This window comes from Streptomyces sp. NBC_00887 (assembly GCF_045207585.1).
In genome coordinates this window covers 8,297,011-8,317,058 of the sequence record NZ_CP108788.1, presented here as the reverse complement: position 1 = coordinate 8,317,058, position 20,048 = coordinate 8,297,011, and the positions used below count along the sequence as shown (strand labels likewise).

At 70.0% G+C, this 20,048-nt stretch carries 18 protein-coding genes; 3 read left to right on the top strand and 15 right to left on the bottom strand.

Annotated elements, in window-relative coordinates:
* Positions 1-57: 57 nt before the first annotated feature.
* From fxsBH to OG844_RS37925, 3 genes are all read right to left on the bottom strand, one after another.
* Positions 58-2,307 (bottom strand): radical SAM/SPASM protein FxsBH, inactivated beta-hydroxylase extension form, encoded by a 2,250-nt coding sequence (gene fxsBH, locus OG844_RS37935; protein ID WP_406389043.1) that lies wholly within the window; start codon positions 2,305-2,307, stop codon positions 58-60.
* A 55-nt stretch (positions 2,308-2,362) separates the two neighbouring features.
* The gene (locus tag OG844_RS37930) at positions 2,363-2,536 is read right to left on the bottom strand and encodes an FXSXX-COOH protein (protein ID WP_351171290.1); all 174 of its coding nucleotides are present in this window, start codon (positions 2,534-2,536) and stop codon (positions 2,363-2,365) included.
* A 412-nt stretch (positions 2,537-2,948) separates the two neighbouring features.
* Positions 2,949-3,635 carry a hypothetical protein gene (locus OG844_RS37925; protein ID WP_406389045.1) on the bottom strand — a complete coding sequence of 229 codons (687 nt, stop codon included), beginning with the start codon at positions 3,633-3,635 and terminating at the stop codon, positions 2,949-2,951.
* A 312-nt stretch (positions 3,636-3,947) separates the two neighbouring features.
* Between OG844_RS37925 and OG844_RS37920 the strand changes: the two genes are divergently transcribed.
* The gene (locus tag OG844_RS37920) at positions 3,948-4,877 is read left to right on the top strand and encodes a DUF4231 domain-containing protein (protein ID WP_406389047.1); all 930 of its coding nucleotides are present in this window, start codon (positions 3,948-3,950) and stop codon (positions 4,875-4,877) included.
* Positions 4,878-4,887: 10 nt separating this feature from the next.
* Here the strand turns inward: OG844_RS37920 and OG844_RS37915 are convergent, their stop codons facing one another.
* From OG844_RS37915 to OG844_RS37870, 10 genes are all read right to left on the bottom strand, one after another.
* On the bottom strand, positions 4,888-5,367 hold the full coding sequence (locus OG844_RS37915) for a hypothetical protein (RefSeq protein WP_406389049.1): 480 nt from the start codon (positions 5,365-5,367) through the stop codon (positions 4,888-4,890).
* Between the two features lie 185 nt (positions 5,368-5,552).
* Complete coding sequence (locus OG844_RS37910) at positions 5,553-6,452, bottom strand: S1 family peptidase (protein ID WP_406389051.1); 900 nt, start codon at positions 6,450-6,452, stop codon at positions 5,553-5,555.
* 267 nt (positions 6,453-6,719) lie between these two features.
* The gene (locus tag OG844_RS37905; RefSeq protein ID WP_406389053.1) at positions 6,720-7,526 is read right to left on the bottom strand and encodes a DUF1684 domain-containing protein; all 807 of its coding nucleotides are present in this window, start codon (positions 7,524-7,526) and stop codon (positions 6,720-6,722) included.
* Between the two features lie 4 nt (positions 7,527-7,530).
* Complete coding sequence (locus tag OG844_RS37900) at positions 7,531-8,820, bottom strand: NtaA/DmoA family FMN-dependent monooxygenase (RefSeq protein WP_406389055.1); 1,290 nt, start codon at positions 8,818-8,820, stop codon at positions 7,531-7,533.
* Positions 8,817-9,893, bottom strand: a complete 1,077-nt coding sequence (locus OG844_RS37895; protein ID WP_406389057.1) for an LLM class flavin-dependent oxidoreductase — start codon at positions 9,891-9,893, stop codon at positions 8,817-8,819. Before OG844_RS37895 ends, OG844_RS37900 begins: the two co-directional genes overlap by 4 nt.
* An 18-nt stretch (positions 9,894-9,911) precedes the next feature.
* Positions 9,912-10,886: an ABC transporter substrate-binding protein gene (locus OG844_RS37890; RefSeq protein WP_406389059.1), complete on the bottom strand. Its 975-nt coding sequence runs from the start codon at positions 10,884-10,886 to the stop codon at positions 9,912-9,914.
* 60 nt (positions 10,887-10,946) lie between these two features.
* The gene (locus OG844_RS37885; RefSeq protein WP_406396040.1) at positions 10,947-11,699 is read right to left on the bottom strand and encodes an amino acid ABC transporter ATP-binding protein; all 753 of its coding nucleotides are present in this window, start codon (positions 11,697-11,699) and stop codon (positions 10,947-10,949) included.
* 50 nt (positions 11,700-11,749) lie between these two features.
* A complete protein-coding gene (locus tag OG844_RS37880) occupies positions 11,750-12,646 on the bottom strand; it encodes an amino acid ABC transporter permease (RefSeq protein WP_406389061.1) in 897 nt (298 codons plus the stop codon).
* Between the two features lie 41 nt (positions 12,647-12,687).
* Positions 12,688-14,529 carry an FAD/NAD(P)-binding protein gene (locus OG844_RS37875; protein ID WP_406389063.1) on the bottom strand — a complete coding sequence of 614 codons (1,842 nt, stop codon included), beginning with the start codon at positions 14,527-14,529 and terminating at the stop codon, positions 12,688-12,690.
* Positions 14,526-15,392, bottom strand: coding sequence for an amino acid ABC transporter permease (locus OG844_RS37870; RefSeq protein ID WP_406389064.1), 867 nt, complete (start codon positions 15,390-15,392; stop codon positions 14,526-14,528). Before OG844_RS37870 ends, OG844_RS37875 begins: the two co-directional genes overlap by 4 nt.
* Before the next feature lie 449 nt (positions 15,393-15,841).
* Here OG844_RS37870 and OG844_RS37865 point away from each other — a divergent pair, with 449 nt between their 5' ends.
* Positions 15,842-16,780, top strand: coding sequence for an ABC transporter substrate-binding protein (locus tag OG844_RS37865; protein WP_406389066.1), 939 nt, complete (start codon positions 15,842-15,844; stop codon positions 16,778-16,780).
* A gap of 68 nt (positions 16,781-16,848) precedes the next feature.
* Here the strand turns inward: OG844_RS37865 and OG844_RS37860 are convergent, their stop codons facing one another.
* Positions 16,849-18,045, bottom strand: coding sequence for a DUF5685 family protein (locus OG844_RS37860; RefSeq protein ID WP_406389067.1), 1,197 nt, complete (start codon positions 18,043-18,045; stop codon positions 16,849-16,851).
* Positions 18,046-18,353: 308 nt separating this feature from the next.
* Between OG844_RS37860 and OG844_RS37855 the strand changes: the two genes are divergently transcribed.
* Entirely contained in the window at positions 18,354-18,794 is a 441-nt protein-coding gene (locus OG844_RS37855; protein ID WP_406389068.1) for a cell division protein SepF, read from the top strand.
* A gap of 41 nt (positions 18,795-18,835) precedes the next feature.
* Here the strand turns inward: OG844_RS37855 and OG844_RS37850 are convergent, their stop codons facing one another.
* The gene (locus tag OG844_RS37850) at positions 18,836-20,044 is read right to left on the bottom strand and encodes an acyl-CoA dehydrogenase family protein (protein ID WP_406389070.1); all 1,209 of its coding nucleotides are present in this window, start codon (positions 20,042-20,044) and stop codon (positions 18,836-18,838) included.
* Positions 20,045-20,048 lie beyond the last annotated feature (4 nt).

Sequence of the window (20,048 nt, the reverse complement as noted above, 5' to 3'; positions counted from 1 at the left end):
TCAGTCATCCATACCCAGGTTCATCCGGTGCCTTCGTGATTCACAGAAATCCTGTGGCTATTCGGCCCACTTGTCCCGTGTTTCCTTCATCTCCTCCGTGAGCACTCCGACGAGTCGCCTTCCCGCGACCGTGGGCTCGGCCGCTGTCCCGATCATGTCGAGTGCCTGTTCCACACCCTCCATGTAACGGGGATCAAGAGCGGCGATTGCCACCCGTTCATAGGTGTCGGCCAGCAGCCGTGAAAACGGAACCAATTCCTCCGTCCATGGCAGGCGATGTTCCCAGGCACCGTCCGACGCATAAAGCTCTGTGATGTCGAGAATGGCCCGCAACGTGGTCCGCCGGAACCCGCTCATCAGTCCCAGCGCCAGTTCCGTCGCGTCCCCCGCCACGGGGAGGCCGATCGCGCCGTGGCCGTGGCGCCGCTCCTCGCTCCGCCCCGTGGTGAGCGGGGTCAGCGTCGTCGGACCGCCCCCAGCAGCCGCGACCGCGGCGGGCGCCGACGCCTCCAGCAGCTCCCATGCCTCCGCGAGGCCGGCGCCCCACGCCTCGGCCTCGGCCTGTTCGAGCCGGGGTGCGGCCGGAGCGCCGAAGCAGTCCCGGTACGGGTCGAGGTCGTCGAGTACGAAGCGGGGCATGCGGTCCTGGCCGAGGAGGCGTACCGGGAGCCAGTCGGGTTCGTCACCCTGCCTGTCCGTCACGATCCGCCACTCGGCCCAGCCGCTGTCCGGCCGCACCACGAACCCGCCGTCCGTGGCGCAGACCCGGACCGTGCCGGCCTGCCCGGCCCCACCGGTCCGCAGCTCGCCGAGCGTGGGCAGATAGAGCCTGCCGTCCCGGTACGGAACCTCCGCCGCCAGGGGGAGACCCGCCCGTACGGCGGCTGCCGCCGCATAGGCCGGGAACCTCAGGGCGTCGTCGACCGCTCCGGGCCGTCCTGCGTGCAGGCCCTCGAGCGTGTCCAGCAGCCAGGTCCGCGTGTACGGATGCGCCAGTACCCGGTCGAGCGCCGAGGCGCCCTCCTCGGACGACTCGAGCACCGCTGCCAGCTCCCAGGCCTCGTCCCAGCGCTCCCCACCCCGGCCGTCCAGCTCGGAATGGAGCCCGGCAAGCAGGGTGCGGGTCAGGTCCTGCTGCTCGGCGGCCAGTTCCTGCGGGTCGGTCACCGCCGGGGGGACCGTGAGGTGAGCGGTACGCGCCTCGATGCCACGCACCAGCGCTTCCAGGTCATGGCAGTACACGGACGGGTTGTCGAAGTCGGTGGCCGAGCTGTAGCGGTGCGTATAAAGGCCTCCACCGCACGAACGTACGACGGGGCACCGGCGGCACGTCTCGCTGACACCCGCCAGCCCGAGCTGCCTCGCCCGCACGCCGGGGTGGGCGGCGACGTCGTCGAAGGAGTGTGAGAAGACATCGAATCCGGTGGCCGCCGCACCCTCGTACGCACTCTTGAGCGAATCCACCTGCTCCAGCTGGCCATCGGTCTCGACGACCACCAGATCGGTGGGTGCGAGGCCCAGGGACTCGGTGAGGCTGGGGCCGCCGCTCAGGGTGGAGAGCACCGAGGAGAAGAGGCGCACCGGCAGCCGGTGTTCCGGATCCTGCTCCTGCCGGCGGTCGAAGACCGCGAGGAGCCAGTCGGCGTAGGCGGTGGGCGAGCCGTCCGGCCGCAGCGGGGGATCGTCCCAGGTGGCATGCGGCAGAAGGAAGTCGACACGAGGCGGTTCGAGCTCCGCGAGCGCGTCGAACACGGCGACCGGGTCGTTCCGGATGTCGATGGTGCACAGGAGCCCGAGGTCCAGGTGGCGGTAGCGCTCCTGACGGAGCAGATCCACGGCTCTGAGAACCTGCGGATGGCTGGTACGCCCGTTGGCGAAGCGGCGGTGCCGGTCGTTCGCCGTGCGATCGCCGTCGAGCGAGATGCCGACCCTGACGTGGAACTCGTCGAAGAGGTCGAGGTAGCGGGGGCTGAGCTGGACACCGTTGGTGTGGATCCTGAGGTCCAGCTCAGCGACACCGTTCATCGCCGATGTGAGCTCCTCGCAGACACGACGCAGTTGCGCGGGTCCGGCCAGGAGCGGCTCTCCTCCATGCAGGATCACTGACATCGAATCGAGCGCATGCGCCGAGGCATGCTCGGCCAGTCGTCGAGCTGTCCATGAAATGGCTTCGTCAGAGATCGTTCTCGGGCGGGTACGCCAGCTCTGATCTGCGTGTTCATAGATATAGCAATGGTCACACGCGAGATCGCACCTGCTGTGCACCTTGAGTACGATCTCGCGAAAAGGGACCAGGGGTCCTGTCATTCTCCCAGTCTAGCCACGCCAGGACCCCTCTCGGAGCTCGGAGCGGAAGCTTGGCTCAGAGCGCAGAGCTGAAGCTCGACGTCTGGACAGGACGACCCACGGGCGTGCCGAATACCCGGCCGAGCTTCCTGGATGCCTCGATGCTCCGTGCATCGATCTCGGCAAGCGCCACACGACTCTTCTTCGCGTGGTCGGAAGCGGAGGAGGGGGAGGTTTCGTAGGTCTTCACGGCCGTCCTTGAGGGTCCTTGGAGGGGGTGTTTTCGGACAACGACTCGGACGTCGGAGTCCGCATATTCAGCACGACTTTACTCCCAACCGGCCTCTCTCACACGCCGCCCTGACGTGAAACCTTGCGGCAATGGAGCATTTCGGAGAAGGAAATGCCGGCCGGGGTTCGCCCACCTGGGTGATGAATGAATCCGCAGGCCAAAGCACCTGCGGCGGGGACCGCTCCGGCGGACGCCGCGGAGGCCACCGCTCCGCGGATCCCGCTCGGACCGGGAACACTCCCGGCGTCGGCTTCGGGACACTCCCAGGACAACAGGTGTTCACTTCCGGCCCGTTCACCCGTCCGGTGGTCCGGGGTGACCGATCCTGCGCGTGAACGGTCTGCCCGGCCTCTCGCGGCGGGGACGAAAGTCAGTCGAGCGGGGCGTGGACAACCCCTCGCGCACTCTTCATGCAGTCGCCGATGCGCTCATGGCTGTCGCCCACCACGTCGGTCACACGGACGCGTACGTACAGCGCGTCGACCTTCTCGACGAACCTCTTCGAGAAGGCACCCACCAGCACCGTCTCGTAGCTTCCGGTCCCCACCAGGGGGAAGCCCCTGCCGAACTCGACGAGCTGGAAGTCCTCGGCCACGACCAGTCCGGCCGCGGTCAGTTCGGCCACGGCCCCGGAGACGTCGACCCACGAGGCGGCACCGGACTCGGTATCCCCCGCCAGCACCACCCGGCAGTCGAAGGCCTCGATCGCCGCGATGTGCTGACCGCCGTTGAGTACGCCCACCCGCCACGCCTGCGCGTCCGCCTTGAGGAGACCCTTGGCCCAGGCTCCCCGCCAGCCCAGATAGGGCCGGACGGTGCGGGCGTACTGGGCCCTGGCCAGTACGGCGCCGACCGCGACGGCCAGCAGGCTCCCCAGCGCCTCCATCTCGAGCAGCTGGAGACGCCACGGCCATTGGGTGCGCGCATCGGCCGTCACATTGGCACGGACCGCCTCCCAGAACAGGACGACGACCAGCAGCCCCAGCAGCACCAGCGGCGCGGTGAAGAGCAGGGGGCTCCTGCGGACCCTGCGCTGCGCCTCGGACGGCGGAACCATAGGGCCAGGGCCTGCGTTGTTCACACTGTCTCCCCCCGTGGCAGGCGAGACCCTGTTTCCATTGCTGCGGGTCAACTCACCTGTATACATACTCAGTTGTCAGACCCTCTCATGGGGCGACGGATCGCACGAGAGCGCCCTTCGGGCACGGTCCGGCCGGGAGGCACCATTGCAGTCTGCGGGGAGGCGACCCTACTCTCATGGCCCCGGCAGGCCTCGGCCCACGCGTCCTCCTGAGCCCCGGGCAGCACACACGGTCTGACCGGCCGTATGACCGACGGAGCATGCCCACAACTGCACACGGGGGTGAACATGACCGCGATTCCCGGGCCACTTCAGTCCATGGTCTTCCGGAGCGAGGACCTTCCGGCGCTCTTCCACCACACGGACGCCATCGCCATCGCACGCCAGCGGGAGGCGGTCAACACCACCCGCGGGCAGCTGATCCTGCTCGTCCTCGGCACCGTTCCCGGCGCTCTGCCCTGGCACGTCGAGGTCGGCGACTCGTTCCAACTCCTCGACTCCGTGGCCGTACTGGCGTATCTAGGCGTCCTGGTCACCACGTATGTCGCCTCACGGCGCAAGGCCAAGTCGCACTGGCAGCTCAACCGGTCGGCAGCGGAGTACATCAAGTCCAACTGCTGGCGCTACGCGGTCCACGGCTCGCCGTTCGACACCGGCACGCACCATCCGGAGGCCGTGTTCGCCAACCGGCTGGAGGACGGCCTCCAGGAGCTGAGGAAGGTGGGGTGGGACGACCCCCGGGAGGAGATGACGGACGCGGGCGGCGGACTCATCACCGAGTCCATGCGCGAGTTACGGGACAAGGCGTTCACGGTGCGCAAGGAGACGTACATCCGGGACCGGCTGATCGAGCAGCGGCGCTGGTACCGCAGGCGCCGGCAGGTCTCCCGGCGCGGTGCGTTCGTCTGGTCGAGCACGATCGCCGCACTGACACTGCCCGCCCTGGTCCTCGCCCTGCTGCAGGCGTTCGGCACCGCAGGGTCCTTCGCGCTGACGGGATCGCTGTCCGCCGCCGCTGCCGCCTGTCTCGCCTGGAACGAGATGCGCCGCCACCACCCGCTGGTCTCCGCGCACTCCCTGGTGGAGGACGATCTGGAGAACATGCAGGCGGCGATGGAGACCACTCTGACGGAGCGGCAGTGGGCGGCCGCCGTGTTCGAGACCGAGCGGATCGTCTCCCCCGAGCACACGGACTGGCTGGTCCGTCACCGGATGTGAGCGCGCGTCGTCAGGCCCGCTCCACGCCGGCGCGCCAGATGACCGTGACCGGCCGGCCGAGGCTCCGGGCGTACGTCACGATGTCGCCGGTACCGCCCAGGCCGCGTGCGGGCCGGCCGTCCCACACCGCGAGCAGCCGGTCGCAGTGGTCGGCGATGTAGGCGCCCGCCGCGTAGTAGGCCTCGTCGGTGGAGTGTGGGTAGTCCAGCCGGACCTCGCGGGCCGCCCGGGCCTTGAGCATCCGGTAGCGCGCGAGGTCGGCCTCGTCGGCGAAGCCCGCCTCGTAGTCCCCGCTGGGGATCACCACGGTCAGCTCCGCCCCGCAGGCCAGTGCGAGGTCGGCGAAGAGCTGGTCGGCTCCGACCGCCAGGCTGGAGAGGGCTTCCGTGGAGCCTTCGAGGCCGCACAGTGCCGCCCGCATCCCTTCCAGGACGTGCGCGTAGGCCTCCTGGGGGATGGATCGGTGACCGGTCACTCCGATGCGTTTCACGGACCTGGAACCCCCTGGGAGTCTGTGGGGGCCCGGAGGGCATCCCTCCGGACAGGTGCAGCGTCCGCCCCCGTGGTGCCTCTGCGACCGACCGTCCTGACATCCTCTCAAAAGCCGCGGACCGAAGGGGAGCCCCCGCCGGGAATCGACGGGGGCTCACGGGGGTACGGCCGCGCCCGGCCTTGTCAGAACACGCTGACGCCGTAGGCGCTCAGCGCTTCGGTGACCGGCTGGAAGAAGGTCGTTCCGCCGGAGCTGCAGTTGCCGCTGCCGCCCGAGGTGAGACCGATCGCCCGGGTCCCCGAGTAGAGCGGGCCGCCGGAGTCGCCGGGCTCGGCGCACACGTTGGTGCGGATCATGCCGTAGACGATGTCCCCGCCGCCGTAGTTGACCGTGGCGTTGAGGCCGGTGACGGAGCCGCTGTGGGTGCCGGTGGTGGAGCCGCGGCGGGTGACGGACATGCCGACCGTGGCGTTGGCGGCACTGGTGATGTCCTGGCTGCCCACGGTGCCCGACTTGGTGACCGAGGTGTTGGTGTACCGCACGATGCCGTAGTCGTTGGTCGGGAAGCTGGAGCCCGAGGTGGTGCCGAGGACGGTGGTGCGCCCCGAGTTGGACCACCAGGTTCCGGCGCCGTCGGTGCAGTGCCCGGCCGTCAGGAAGTAGTAGGTACTGCCACTGCGGACGTTGAAGCCGAGGGAGCAGCGCCAGCTGGAGGCGTAGATGGCGTCGCCGCCGGAGATCAGCTTGCTGAACGTTCCGGGAGTGCGTTCGATGTCCAGGGCGCCCGCGTTGGCTCCGGCGGACTTCTTGATCCGGTTGATCTCCGCCTGCGAGACGGTGCTGTCCACCGTGACGACGAGGCGCTTGGTCGCGGGGTCGATGTTCCAGGCGGTACCGGCGACGTCGGCGCCGAGTACGGCGTCCTGGGCGGCGGTGAGCTGGTCGGCGCCGAACGTCCCGGTCGAGTTGGCGTCGGCCGCGGGGACGGCGAGTGCAGCGACGGCGACGAGGCCTGCGGAGACGGCGATGATCCTGCTGCGTCTCGCTGTGCCGCTGCGGGGGGTGGTGCGCTTGATCCTCACTTTTCGTTCCTCCCGAGGGGAATCGGGGGCCCGCCTGTGGGGTGGCCGGACCCGTGAGGCGCAGTCAGCGGGCGCGTCCGCATCCCGAAGGCGTTCGAATTCCGGATGCCATGTGCCCCTGACAAGCGCTGCTCGGGAGTATCGGGTGCGTCAACTCGCCGCGCAAGGGCGCCTTTCGGCCGCGGCGGACGCGCAGCGGGGACGGCCCCGTCGGCTCTGTGGCTGACGGGGCCGGATGGCCGGGCGCTGCGTCGCCGGTGGGACGGATCAGGCGTCGATGCGGTTCCGCTCCCCCGCCGGGACCGCGACCGCGAGCGTGTTGCCGGGCGGCGGGAAGGGGCAGATGAAGTGGTCGGCGAAGGCGCAGGGCGGCAGCAGCGCGCGGTTGAGGTCGACCCTGACCTTGCCGGCCGCGTCCGGGGCCTCGGGCCGCAGGAAGCGGAAGCGGTAGCTGCTGTCTCCGCTGGTGGCATCGGCGAAGACGGCCCAGAGCGAGCCGTCGGGCTCGACGGCGACCTGGAGCGTGTGCTCCGCGCCGTCCAGCCGGAAGGCGATCTCGCCGCCGAGACCCAGCCCCCGCTCGCGCCCGTCGGCGTTCGCCACCCGGACGGTCCGGTCGGAGCCGTACGGGCGGAAGGTGCCCCCCAGCGACCAGCGCACGTCGTAGGGGGTGGCGTCGATGGTGCGGAAGGAGTGCCGTGCGGGTGACTGCGGGTCGAAGTCCCTCACTGCCCAGAGGCCTTCGCGGCTCAGTACGACCAGCCGGCGCTCACCCTGCGCCACCCGGGACGCGTCGATCGGCCCGCGGTCGGCGCCCAGGCGGACCTCGCCGTCCAGCGCCTTCCCGTCGACGGTCAGCCCGTCCTCGGCGGCGGCGGTGAGCACCACCTCGTCCCCGTCCTCACGCCACTGCCCCGGCACGGCCGGAATTCGACCGTCCGGGTGGTCGGAGAGCCAGTGGGTGCCCGTGAGGGAGAGCGGCCCGTGCGGCGCCGCCACCGCGACGATGCGCGCCTCGTGCCACCGCTGCCAGTCCTGGAAGTCCTGGCTGCCCTGCTGTACGTCCGTGCTCATGTGATCAACCTTTCCATACCGGCTCGGCCAGACCGAGGTGCGACCGCAGGGTGGAGCCGGTGTACTCGGAGCGAAACGCTCCCCGTTCCTGGAGGAGCGGGACGACCCGGTCGACGAAGTCGTCGAGGCCGCCCGGTGTGAGTTGCGGTACGAGGATGAAGCCGTCGGCCGCGTCGGTGGCGACGAACCTCTCCAGTTCGGCGGCCACCGACTGCGGTGAGCCGATGAATGACTGGCGGGCCGTGGATTCGATGACCGTCCGGCGGATGGACAGCCCCTTGGCTGCCGACAGGGCACGCCACTTGGCCACCACGGCCAGCGGATCGGCGACCCGGACCCTGCCCTTCACCAGCCCGGACTCGGGGTCCGGCTCGATGTCGGGCAGGGGGCCGTCCGGGTCGTACGAGGAGAGGTCGCGGCCCCAGACCTGTTCGAGGGCGAGAATGGCGTTCTGCGGGGAGACCTGCTGCCGGCGGATCTCGGCGGCGTTCTCCTGCGCCTCGGCGTCGGTGTCGCCGAGGACGACGGTGACTCCGGGCATGATCTTCAGGTCGTCGGGCTGCCTGCCGTACTTCGCGAGCCGTTCCTTGACGTCGGCGTAGAAGATCCGCCCCGCTTCCAGGGTGCCGTGCCGGGTGAAGATGACATCGGCGGCCGATGCGGCGAACTCCCGGCCTTCGTCGGAGTCCCCGGCCTGGATGACCACGGGGTGCCCCTGTGGGGAGCGGGGGACGGTGAACTCTCCGGAGACCTCGAAGTGCTGTCCGGAGTGCGCGAACGGCCGGGAGGTCCCGTCCGGAGTCCAGGCGTCCCACAACTCCCGTGCGGTGGCGACGAATTCGGCGGCGCGGGTGTAGCGGTCCGCGCGGTCGAGGTAGCCGCCGCGGCGGAAGTTCTCCCCGGTGAAGGCGTCGGAGGAGGTCACGACGTTCCAGGCGGCACGCCCGTCACTGAGGTGGTCGAGCGTGGCGAGGCGGCGGGCGAGTTCGTACGGCTCGTTGAAGGTGGCGTTGACGGTGGCCGCGAGCCCCAGGCGGTCGGTGACGGCGGCCAGGGCGTTCAGGACGGTGAGGGACTCCGGGCGGCCGACCACGTCCAGGTCGTGGATCCGGCCGTTGTGCTCGCGCAGCCGCAGCCCTTCGGCGAGGAAGAAGAAGTCGAACCGGCCGCGTTCCGCGGTTCTGGCCAGGTGCTCGAAGGAGGCGAAGTCGATCTGGCTGCGGGAGCGGGGGTCCGCCCACACGGTGGTGCTGTTGACGCCGGGGAAGTGGGCGGCGAGGTGCATCTGCTTCATGAGGTCGCCCCCGAAGTCCTTGCGTGCGCGTAGCGGTTGGCCGGGCGGGCCAGGCCGAGGTGCTCGCGCAGTGTGCCCCCCGGATAGAAGGTGCGGAAGAGGCTGCGGTGCTGGAGCAGGGCCACGGTGCCGTTGACGATCCTTTCGAGGTCTCGCTCGGGGGTGATGGGGGTGAGGTGGAATCCGTCGACGGCCCCGCCCCGGTGCCACTGGGTGATGAGTTCGGCGAGGTCGACCGGGCCGCCCCGGAAGTAGGTGCCCCGCCCGGCGAGCTGCGGACCGTTCGCCAGCCCCGGTTCCGGTGCCGTCTCCGCGTCCCCGAGGTCGACGGTGAGGGAGACCAGCACCCGCAGGGTGTCGGGATCGCGGCCGTGCGCAGCAGCGATGCGGCGCACATCCGTGCGAAGGGAGGCCGCCTGCTCGGGCGAGGTGGCCCGTACGTACACCACGTCGGCGTACCGCCCCGCGGATTCCCGGGCCGGGCCGCCCGTGCCGTCGAAGACGGTGACGGGCCTGCCCTGCGGCGGCCGGGGCACGATGGCCGGGCCCCGTACGGAGAAGGTGCTGCCCTCGAAGTCGACGTAGTGCAGTTTGTCGCGGTCGATGAACCGGCCGGTGGCGGCGTCCCGGATCTCCGCGTCGTCCTCCCAGCTGTCCCACAGCCGGGCTCCGACGTCGGCCGTCTCCCCGGCCTCCTGCCACAGGGCGGCGGCGGGTGCGGCACCGCGGCGGCCGAACAGCCGGGCCTCGGCCTCGGTCGTCGACACGTCGGCGTGCCAGCCGGCCCGGCCTCCGCTGACCCAGTCGAGAGTGGCGACGGCGGACGAGACGTGGAAGGGCTCGGTGTGTGTGGTGGTGACGGTCGGTACGAGACCGATCCGGGTGGTGGCGGGGGCGACCCGGGCGAGCACGGCGAGCGCGTCCGGGCCCGGCGGGGCGAAGGAGTCGCCGAGGGTGACGAAGTCGAGCGCGCCCTGCTCGGCGAGGCGGGCGAGCGCGACGTGGGAGGCGGCGTCGTAGCGCGGCGGACCGCCGATCTCGGCGGCCAGATGGAGTGGCCTGGTGGCAGACATTGCGGGGACCTCTCGGGGTCAGTTCTTGGTCTTGGGGAGGCCGGGCGGGTTGATCTCCGACTTCTCGACGGCCTCGTTGGACAGCCCCCAGCGCTTCAGCACCTCGGCGTAGGAGCCGTCCTGGACGATGTGGTCGATCGCCGCGCCGTAGGCCTCGACCAGGCCGCTGTCCTTCTTCGTGGTGACGGCGATCTTCCCCTGGACGCCGTCACCGCCGCCGGAGAGCGTGCCGATGATCTCGGACTGCCCGGCCGCGGCGACGTGGTAGTTGGCCGAGGGGCTCGGGCCGAGGTGGGCGTCGATCCGGCCCGACTGCAGGGCCAGGTAGTAGTCGGTGTCCTTCTGGAAATACTTGATCTCCACCGGCTTCCGGCCGGCCTTGACGTTCTGCTCGCTCCAGTCGACGAGGATCTTCTCCTGGTTGGTGCCCGAGGAGACGGAGATCGTCTTCCCCGCCACGTCCTCGGGGCCCTTCACCTTCCAGCCGGAGCCCTTCTTGGCCTCGAAGGCGATGTTGTCGAGCCGGTAGGTGGCGAAGTCGTACTTCTCCTTGCGCTCCTCGGTCACGGTGACGTTGGACAGGACGCCGTCGAACTTGGAGCTGTCGAGGCCGACGAAGAGGTTCTCCCAGGAGACCTCTTCGAACTGCGGCTTCAGCCCGAGCGTGTCGGCGATCAGGGTCGCTATGTCGATCTCGCTGCCGATCCGGGTCTTGTCGTCGGTCGCGTAGAAGCCGAGCGGGGGTGATGCGTCGGCGCTCGCACCGAGCCGGAGCGTGCCGCGCTCACGGACGGCGGCGGGCACCTTGGCGGCGATGGCGTCGACCTTCTCGCCCCTGATCCGCTTCTGGTCGGGCCCGATGTTGATCCCTGTGTCCTTCTCCCCTGCGGGACGGACCACGTCGGTGGCGGCGTCGCTGCTGCCGCAGGCGGTGAGCAGACCGGCGGCTGTGAGAGTGGCGAGGGCGACGGCGAGGGTGCGGCGGACGGACACGTGACTGCTCCTTGACTGCGGGGACACGGACTTCGGGGACAGGGACTGCGGGGCCATGGCTCAGAGGACCTTGGAGAGGAAGGCGCGGGTGCGCTCCTGGACGGGGCGGTCGAGTACGTCGGCGGGCGTCCCCTGCTCGACGATCCGCCCCCCGTCCATGAACACGACGGTGTCGGCGACCTCACGGGCGAAGCCGATCTCGTGTGTGACGACGATCATCGTGGTGCCCTGGTGCGCCAGGTCCTTGATGACGTCGAGGACCTCGCCGACGAGTTCGGGGTCGAGCGCGGAGGTCGGCTCGTCGAAGAGCAGCAGCTTCGGTTCGAGAGCGAGCGCGCGGGCGATGGCGACGCGCTGCTGCTGGCCGCCGGAGAGCTGCTTGGGGTACGCCCCCGACTTGTCGGCGAGCCCGACCCGGGCGAGGAGGGTCTCCGCAGCGGCGACGGCGTCCTTGCGGGTGCGGCCGAGTGCTGCGACCGGGGCCTCGATGATGTTCTCCAGGACGGTCAGGTGCGGGAAGAGGTTGAAGTTCTGGAAGACGAAGCCGATCTGGGTGCGCTGGCGCAGGACCTCGCGTTCGCGGAGCTCGTACAGCTTGTTGCCGGACCGGCGGTAGCCGACGAGGGTGCCGTCGACGCTGATCCAGCCCTGGTCGACCTTCTCCAGGTGGTTGATGGTGCGCAGCAGGGTGGACTTCCCCGAGCCGGAGGGGCCGAGGACGACGGTCACCTCTCCCGCCCGTACGGACAGGTCGATGCCGCGGAGCACTTCGAGGGAGCCGAAGCTCTTGTGCACGGCGCGGATCTCGACCATGGCGTCCGCGGTGTTCGCCGGTGCGTCGGTGGATGCATCTGTGGGTGCGCTCATCGCACTGTCCCCTTGGCGTAGTGGCGTTCGACGTAGTACTGGAGGACGGAGAGCACGGTGGTCAGGAGGATGTACCAGACCGTGGCGACCATCAGCAGGGGCACGACCCTGCCGTTGCGGCCGTAGACGACCTGGACCTGGTAGAAGAGTTCGCCGATCGCCATCACGGAGACGATCGAGGTGCCCTTGAAGAGGGAGATGATCTCGTTGGCGGCGTTCGGCAGGATGGAGCGCATCGCCTGCGGCAGCACGATCCGCCGCAGCTGCCGCAGCCGGGGGATCCCGAGGGCGGCGGCGGCCTCCAACTGGCCGCTGTCCACGGCCAGTACGCCGCCCCGGACGATCTCCGCGGCGTACGCCGCCTGGTGCAGCGCGAGCCCGAGGACGGCCGCGCTCATCGCTCCGACGAGGTTCATCGTGTCGAAGGAGAGGAAGCCGGGTCCGAACGGGATGCCGAACTGCAGCTCCTTGTAGAGGTAGGCGAGGTTGAACCAGAACAGCAGCTGGACGATGAGCGGGATCGAACGGAACGCCCAGATGTAGGCGTACGCGACGGCCCTGAGGAAGGGGCTGGCCGACAGCCGCATGAAGGCGAGGACGATGCCGAGCGCGAAGCCGAGGACCGTTCCGTAGAAGGTCAGCTGGAGGGTGACCCAGACCGCCTTGAGGATGGTCTCGGTGGTGAAGAACTGGGCGAAGACGTCCCATTCCCAGCCGGGGTTGGTGATCAGCCCGTTCAGGAACTGGGCGAGCAGGACCGCGGTGGCCGCGACGGCGACCCAGCGCAAGGGGTGGCGCAGTGGGACGACGGTCAGCTCGGCGAAGCCGGGCCCGTCGTGCGGGGGTGTTCGTACGGTCTCTTTTTCGATGGGTGGATCACTGGTCAGCGGCATTCGGATTCCTTCGGCGACGTGTACGGGAGGAGGTGCCGCACTCACGCGGTGCGGCGGTCACGACAGGAGAGGTCGCGCAGGAACGCGAGCGCCGTGCGGGCGGTGGCGTCGTTCTGCCGGAACGCGGGGCCGCCGGTGCGCGGCCTGGTGAAGGCGCCGCTCGACCGTGCGGTGGTGTACGGGCCGAGGGCGAAGCGGCGCGGGTGCGGCCGGCCGTCGACGCCCAGGATCCGGCTGTCGCGGGCGTCCACGGAGAGCAGTCCCGTGTCGGTGCCGGCGGCCCCGTCCTCGTACAGTCCGCGCAGCAGCCGGCTGCGGGTGCGGTGCAGGGACGGGTCGGGGAGTCTGGCCTCGACCAGTGCCCGCGCCTCGGTGAACTCTCCGGGCACGGTCGTGCCGGAGGCCCTGAAGACTCCCCGCTCCTCGTCGGCCTCGACGGTGAGCCCGGCTCCGAGGAAGCGGACGACTCCGGCGCGGGACAGGGCGAGGAGCTGGCGCAGCCGGGGGCCGGGTGGTCCGGAGGCGAGGTAGCTGAAGAAGCTGTGCCACTTCTCGCCGATGTCGCCGAAGTGGATCAGCTGCCCGTAGACGGACAGCAGTCCGAGGAAGACCGCGAGATCGGAACTGTTGGCCGGGTCGTGGCGGCGTGCCAGGTCGGCGGTGATGTAGTCGCGCAGCCCGTCCTGCAGGGTGTCGTACGAGGCGTGGCGCACCCCGTCCAGCGGGTGGTCGAGCGCCTCCAGGTCGAGCCGGTCGGCGGGGTCGGGTACGGCCGAGGAGACGAGGGCCCGCAGTTCGGCGCTGCCGGGCTCCGCGACGGCGTACTTCTCCTCGAAGTCGCCCCATTCGACGGTGGTGCGCTCGGGGTGGGTGGTGAAGAGCCGGTGGTAGTGGGCGTGGCCGAGCTCCTTGCCGACCAGCGGCCACAGTTCGCGCCGGAAGTCCACGGGGCCGGGGCCGCTCAGCAGTTCCTCCACCCGGTCGGGTCCGAAGTGCCGCGGCAGGGGCGGCCGTTCACCCGTCCAGGGGTAGCCGATCTTCGAGTGGTACGGAACGCCGCGCCGCGATCCGACGTACAGGACGGGTTCCTGGCCCGAGGCGACGTAGACGCCGTTCTCGTACCGTCCGCCCCGGCCCTCGGTGAGCAGGACCATGAGATCGATGAAGGCGAGCCCGAAGCCGCGGACGATGACCGGCTCGCCCGCGGTCAGGGCCGTCAGGTCGGTGTCGGCGGTGAAGTCGGGTGGCAGGTGGACCAGCCCGTGCCGTGCCGCGAAGTCGCCCAGTTCCCGCTGTGCGGGGTCGAGTTCGGCGTCGAGGTGACCGACGGTGAGGACGACGAGGTCGGCGACGACGGGCTCGGTGCGCCCGTCGAGCCAGACGCGCTGCCGGCCGTCGCGGGGACCGGTGATCTGCCGTGCGCGGCCCAGGTGTTCGTGGACGGTGATGCCCGGCGGGAGTGAGGCGAGCGCCTGCTCGTACACCCAGCGCAGATAGGCGCTCTGCAGTCGGCGGCTCGGGAAGTCCTGGGCGCCGAGCCCTCGTATCTCCTCCAGTATCGCGGGGGCGGCGCCGGTCGTGGTCCGCCCCTCGCGGATGTCGGCGGCCCAGGTGTGCAGGGCGGGGCCGGGGCGTACGGGGCCGTCCTGCTGCACCGTGTCGTCGGTGAACATGGTGACGTCCTCGGCCATGGAGTTCATCCAGAGCAGCGGGGACTGTTCCTGCCGCCAGATCCGGCCGCCGCCGGGCGGATACGGGTCGACGAGGTGGACGTCCAGGCGCAGGCCCTCGTACAGGTCCTCCGCGTTGGCGGCGATGCGTTCGATGACGCCGGTGCCGCGGGGTCCGCCGCCGATGATGACCAGGGTCGGTACGCCGCTCATCGGGCGTCTGCCGTGCCGCGCGCGTAGTGGCGTTCGACGTAGTACTGCCCGAGGGACAGGAGGGAGGTGACGGCGATGTACCAGAGGGTGGCGACCAGCAGCAGCGGGATGACTTCGTACGTGCGGTGGTAGACGAGCTGCACCGAGTAGAGCAGGTCCTGCACGGCGATGATGCTGACGATCGAGGTGCCCTTGAGCGTGCCGATCAGCATGTTCCCGGCGGGCGGGACGATGGAGCGCATGGCCTGCGGCAGCACGATCCGCCGGAGCCGGCGCCAGGGTCCGAGGCCGAGCGACTGGGCGGCCTCCAGCTGTCCGCGCTCGACGGAGAGGATGCCGCCGCGGACCACTTCGGCGGCGTACGCGGCCTCGTGGAGGGTGAGTCCGATGACGGCCACGGCGAGGGGGCCGAGGATGTTCACCGTGCTGACGCCGAGGACCTCCGGGTACAGCGCGCCGATGTTGAACCAGAAGAGCAGCTGGACCAGGATCGGGGTGGACCTGAACAGCCAGATGTATCCCCAGCTGACGGCCTGCAGCACACGGTTGCCGGAGAGCCTGAGCACGGCGAGGAGCGTCCCGAGGGCGAAGCCGAGCACCATCACGAGGGCGGTGAGCCACAGGGTGAGCCCGAGGCCGCGCAGTACGGAGGCGGTGGTGAGGTAGTCGCCGACGACGTCCCACTGGAACGCGTCGTTGCGGATGACCGAGCTCAAGGCCCCCGCGAGAAGCAGCAGGACGGCAACGGCCGCTGCCCACTGCCCTGTTCGTCGTACCGGGACGATGCGTGGGGCGGAGGCTTCGTCGTGCTGTGCGGGCGGGGCCGGAAGCGGTGGCGGGAGGGTATCTGTCTGCGCAGACATGCGAAGGCTCCGTGGATGCAGAGATCGAACACGGGATGTGCCTTCAGCAGAAACACAACGTGGACCGGGCCCCTCAGCGCCGGTCCGGTTCCGAGACAACCGCTGTCCGGGGCCGGTTGTCAAGCTTGTCCACACTGTGAGCCTTACGTCTCAGGCCAGTTGACGTGCAACCGGATGCCTGCTCCACTTGGGCCATGTATTCGCAGCAGTGGCTGGTCACCCGCTCCCACATCGACTTCGGTCGCGTGTGGTCCTCTTCCTGTTGAGCTGACCCCCCTGCTTTTCCGCTGTTCCCCGCTCGCGCCCCTGCCGGCGCTCGAGCTGATCTTCCACGTGCCTTCCCGTACACGACGCCGCTCCACCCTCCCCTCGTACAGCTGATCTCCCGCCCCGTGGCTCCGTGCGCCCACGCACCGGAGCGCGGTCGACGAACCCGGAGAGTTTCCGTCATGCCCCGAACCCGGCACACCGCTGCCTTCGCCCTGATCACCGTTGCCGCACTCACGCTCACCGCCTGCGGATCGGGTGACCCGGCGGCCTCCTCGGCCGGCACCGGCCCCGCGGGCAAGGGGAAGTTCTCCACGGTCGATGTCGTCTCGTCGGTGAAGAAGAACGAGGCTGCGGCGAAGCTGCTGCCCGCCGATGTACGCGACTCGGGCACCCTCACCATCGCCTCCGGCGTCGGCACCCCGCCCGGAGCGTTCTACCTGGAGGACGGCAAGACCCTGAGCGGCGCGGACATAGAGTTCGCGGACGCGGCGGCCAAGGCCCTCGGACTGGAACTGAAGCGTGAGGTCGCCTCCTTCGAGGCGATCCTCCCGGCGCTCGGCAGCGGGAAGTACGACCTGGGCACCGGCAACTTCGGGGTGACCGACGAGCGCCTGAAGACGATCGACTTCGTGACGTACATCAACGACGGCCAGGGCTTCGCCGTCCGCGACGACAGCAAGCTGAAGGACGTCACCGACCTCACCCAGCTCTGCGGCCTGACCGTGGGCACCAGCGCCGGGACCACGTTCGAGGCGACGCTGGAGGAGAACAAGCACGTGTGCGCCGACGCGGGCAAGGAGGCGTACGACGTGAAGACGTACGCCGACCAGGCCGCCGTCTGGATCTCGCTCCAGCAGGGCCGCAGCGATGTCGTCATGTCGACGATCAACGGGCTGCGCTACGCCGTGACCCAGCAGAAGGGGCTGCGCTTCCTGAGCGAGTTCAAGCGGCTCGATGTCGGCTTCGCCTTCAAGAAGGGCACCCCGCTCGCGCCCGCCTTCCAGGCGGCGGTCAACGGCCTCAAGACGGACGGGACCTACGACCGCATCCTGCAGAAGTGGGGCACGAAGGGTTCGGCGATCGAGGCGTCGCAGATCTCGCCGCCCGAGATCGGGTGAGGGCGGGCGACCGCCTCACGTACGACCGCCCCCCGCGTTGCCCGGGTGCGGCGGCCCGACCGGCCGGTTCAGCAGTCGCACCCGCAGTCGCAGCAGCCGCCGTCCTCCCCGCCGCAGCTGCAGCAGTTGCTGCAGCAGTCGCAGGCGTCGCAGCAGTCACTGCAGTCGCACTTCTGGCAGAGGCCTTCGCGTTCCTGCCCCGACCAGGGGTCGTGGAAGCTTCCGCAGCACATCTGGCAGGTGCAGGCGAGTCCCGCCCAGACCAGGCAGCCGGCGATCAGACCGCGCCGGTTGCGGGGCGGCTCGGGCGGGAGCGGCGGGCCGTACGGACCACCGGGTGTCGGCGCGTACGGGTTGCCGGGTGCCGGGCCGAAGGATCCCGACGGCAGGTCCGGCTGATGCGAGCAGGACGCCGAGCCGAAGGCCCGGTCCACCGAGCGCCGCAGCTCGTGCACCAGCAGCACATGCGCCAGCTTGCCGTCGGTGAACTCCGCGTCGCGCATCGCGAGGCGCACCCCGTGGAGTGCGTCGTCGCACAGCCGCCGGGCCTCGGAGAGCGGCGTGCCGGTGGCGGTGAGCGGGTTCCAGGCACCCGACGCCGCGTCAGTTTCCTGGTCCTCCACGGCGTCCAGCAGGTGGGCCAGCCGTCCGAAGAGCCGCCCGGCCTCGGCGAGCGGCGCGGCGTTCTGCGGCTTGCCCGCGAGTACGGCGGTGTGCGCGAAGGCCGCGGCCGTCGCCGTCTCGGTGGGTTCGGTGACCGTCAGCAGGGGTGTACCCGGTCCGGCGAGTGATTCGATCCCGGTCTGCCGGTCGACGGCGTCGACCAGTACCGCCGTGTCGAATCCGAGCTCGGCGCCGGTCCGCGCGCCGGCCCTGTCCCAGCCTGCGGCCACCCGGCGCGCCGCGGCGGCGACCGGACGCCGCTTCAACAGCCCGTCCCTGTCGGCCACGTGGTCGCGCACCTTCGCCGACGCCAGCACGAGCGAGACGGCGGCGGCGAGTCTGGCCCCTTCACCGTGGGCGACCGGAGCCGTCCGCATCGAGCGCAACGGGCAGGGGCCCGCGGTGCGCCGCTGTCCCGTGACCCGTTCGCTCTGAGCCTCCGTCAGGACCGAGACGATCAGGCCGTCGTAGTTGGTGACGATCCGGGCGAACTGGCCGTGGTCCGCGCGAAGGGCGAGACACAGCCCGCAGAGATGGGCCATCCACTCCGTCTTGAGCCTCTCGGAGAGCCGATGGGTACAGGGCCTCACTATTCCGAACACGACGATCCCCCGGGAGCCGTTCACCTGATGTGCCGCGCTCGTGCACATGCGCGGCGTGCATCGTATCGAGTGACCCGTTCACCCGTACGTCCCCCATGTCACCCGTACGGACCGGAGGATCGTATTTTCTTTCCGTGAGCGGCCCTACACAGGAGGAACCTTGACGAAACGCCACATCTTCTGCACCAGTACCGTCACGAATCCCCTGCGCGCCGACTATCCCCTTGGCGCAGTATCCGCATCATGGACGACGATGGGGACAGGAAAGAGATGCGGACAGCAAGGAACCGCGGTGAGAGGAGGCGTCCATGGGATCGGTGCGCAAGGCGAGTGCCTGGCTGGGCCTCGTAGAGGACAACGACGAGCGGTACTACGACGACGAGTACTCCGAGGATGCTGAGACCGGCACGAACCAGGCCTGGACGACCGACCCCCGCGTGCAGGTGGCTGTCGAGACGGCCGAGGACAGAGGCCGCCGGATCGCCACCGTCACCCCGGACAGCTTCCGGGACGCGCGCGGCATCGGCGAGCTCTTCCGGGACGGTGTACCGGTGATCGTCAACCTCACGGCCATGGACCCCGCCGACGCCAAGCGCGTCGTGGACTTCGCCGCAGGTCTGACGTTCGGGCTGCGCGGCTCGATCGAGCGCGTGGCCACACGGGTCTTCCTCCTGACCCCCGCCGACACCCAGGTGGTGACCGGCGAAGCCGCCGGCCGGAAGGCCGACGGCTTCTTCAACCAGAGCTGAGCAGGGCGCTCGCCGGACAGATCCGGTTCACCGTCCGCCTTCTACCGGAAGGCGTCCAGACCGGTGAGCGCCTTGCCCAGCACCAGCTGGTGCATCTCCACGGTGCCCTCGTAGGTGAGCACCGACTCCAGATTCGTGGCGTGCCGCATCACCGGGTACTCCAGCGAGATCCCGTTCGCGCCGAGAATCGTGCGCGAGGTGCGGCAGATCTCGATGGCTTCCCGCACGTTGTTGAGCTTGCCGAAACTGACCTGCTCGGGACGGAGCCTGCCCGCGTCCATCCGCCGGCCCAGGTGGTGGGCGAGCAGGATTCCCTTGTGCAGTTCGACGGCCATGTCGGCGAGCTTGGCCTGGGTCAGCTGGAAGCCGCCGATCGGCTTGCCGAACTGCTCCCGGGTCTTCGCGTAGTCCACGGCCGACTCGAAGCTGGCGCGCGCCGCGCCCATGGCCCCCCAGACGATGCCGTAACGGGCATGGCTGAGACAGCTGAGCGGGCCGCGCAGACCGGTGACGCCGGGAAGTACGGCATCGGCGGGCAGCCGCACCCCGTCGAGGACGAGCTCGCTGGTGACCGAGGCACGCAGTGACCACTTGTGCCGGATCTCCGGCGCGGAGAATCCCGGGCTGTCCGTGGGCACGACGAAGCCGCGGATGCCGGAGCCGCCGTCGGCCCCGTCGGTCTGCGCCCAGACGACGGCGACCCCGGCGACCGATCCGTTGGTGATCCACATCTTGCGGCCGGTGAGGATCCAGTCGTCGCCGTCACGCTCGGCGTACGTCCGCATCCCGGCCGGGTCCGAACCGTGGTCCGGCTCGGTGAGGCCGAAGCAGCCGATGATCTCGCCGGCCGCCATGCCGGGCAGCCACTGCTGCTTCTGCTCCTCGGAGCCGAAGCGGTGGATCGCGTACATGGCGAGAGAGCCCTGGACGGAGACGAGGGAGCGGATGCCGGAGTCGGCCGCCTCCAGCTCCAGACAGGCCAGGCCGTACTGGACCGCGGTGGCGCCGGCACAGCCGTATCCCTGCAGGGACATGCCCAGGGCGCCGAGGGAGCCGAGTTCGCGGGCCAGCTCGCGGATTCCGGGGAGCTCGCCGTTCTCGTACCACTCGGCGATGTGCGGCAGGACGCGGTCGGTGGCCCAGGTGCGCACGGTGTCGCGGATCGCGAGGTCCTCCGGCTCGAGGAGATCGTCGATGCCGATGGGGTCGGCCGGGTCGAACGGCGGGAGTTTCGACGGCTTGACGGACATGGAA

Bases quoted from the DNA above. Each gene is read 5' to 3' on its own strand.
- OG844_RS37900 (WP_406389055.1), bottom strand. From the start codon at position 8,820: ATGAAGCAGATGCACCTCGCCGCCCACTTCCCCGGCGTCAACAGCACC.
- OG844_RS37880 (WP_406389061.1), bottom strand. From the start codon at position 12,646: ATGCCGCTGACCAGTGATCCACCCATCGAAAAAGAGACCGTACGAACA.
- OG844_RS37870 (WP_406389064.1), bottom strand. From the start codon at position 15,392: ATGTCTGCGCAGACAGATACCCTCCCGCCACCGCTTCCGGCCCCGCCC.
- fxsBH (WP_406389043.1), bottom strand. From the start codon at position 2,307: ATGACAGGACCCCTGGTCCCTTTTCGCGAGATCGTACTCAAGGTGCAC.
- OG844_RS37920 (WP_406389047.1), top strand. From the start codon at position 3,948: ATGACCGCGATTCCCGGGCCACTTCAGTCCATGGTCTTCCGGAGCGAG.
- OG844_RS37895 (WP_406389057.1), bottom strand. From the start codon at position 9,893: ATGTCTGCCACCAGGCCACTCCATCTGGCCGCCGAGATCGGCGGTCCG.
- OG844_RS37925 (WP_406389045.1), bottom strand. From the start codon at position 3,635: ATGGTTCCGCCGTCCGAGGCGCAGCGCAGGGTCCGCAGGAGCCCCCTG.
- OG844_RS37855 (WP_406389068.1), top strand. From the start codon at position 18,354: ATGGGATCGGTGCGCAAGGCGAGTGCCTGGCTGGGCCTCGTAGAGGAC.
- OG844_RS37875 (WP_406389063.1), bottom strand. From the start codon at position 14,529: ATGAGCGGCGTACCGACCCTGGTCATCATCGGCGGCGGACCCCGCGGC.
- OG844_RS37885 (WP_406396040.1), bottom strand. From the start codon at position 11,699: ATGGTCGAGATCCGCGCCGTGCACAAGAGCTTCGGCTCCCTCGAAGTG.
- OG844_RS37850 (WP_406389070.1), bottom strand. From the start codon at position 20,044: ATGTCCGTCAAGCCGTCGAAACTCCCGCCGTTCGACCCGGCCGACCCC.
- OG844_RS37865 (WP_406389066.1), top strand. From the start codon at position 15,842: ATGCCCCGAACCCGGCACACCGCTGCCTTCGCCCTGATCACCGTTGCC.
- OG844_RS37905 (WP_406389053.1), bottom strand. From the start codon at position 7,526: ATGAGCACGGACGTACAGCAGGGCAGCCAGGACTTCCAGGACTGGCAG.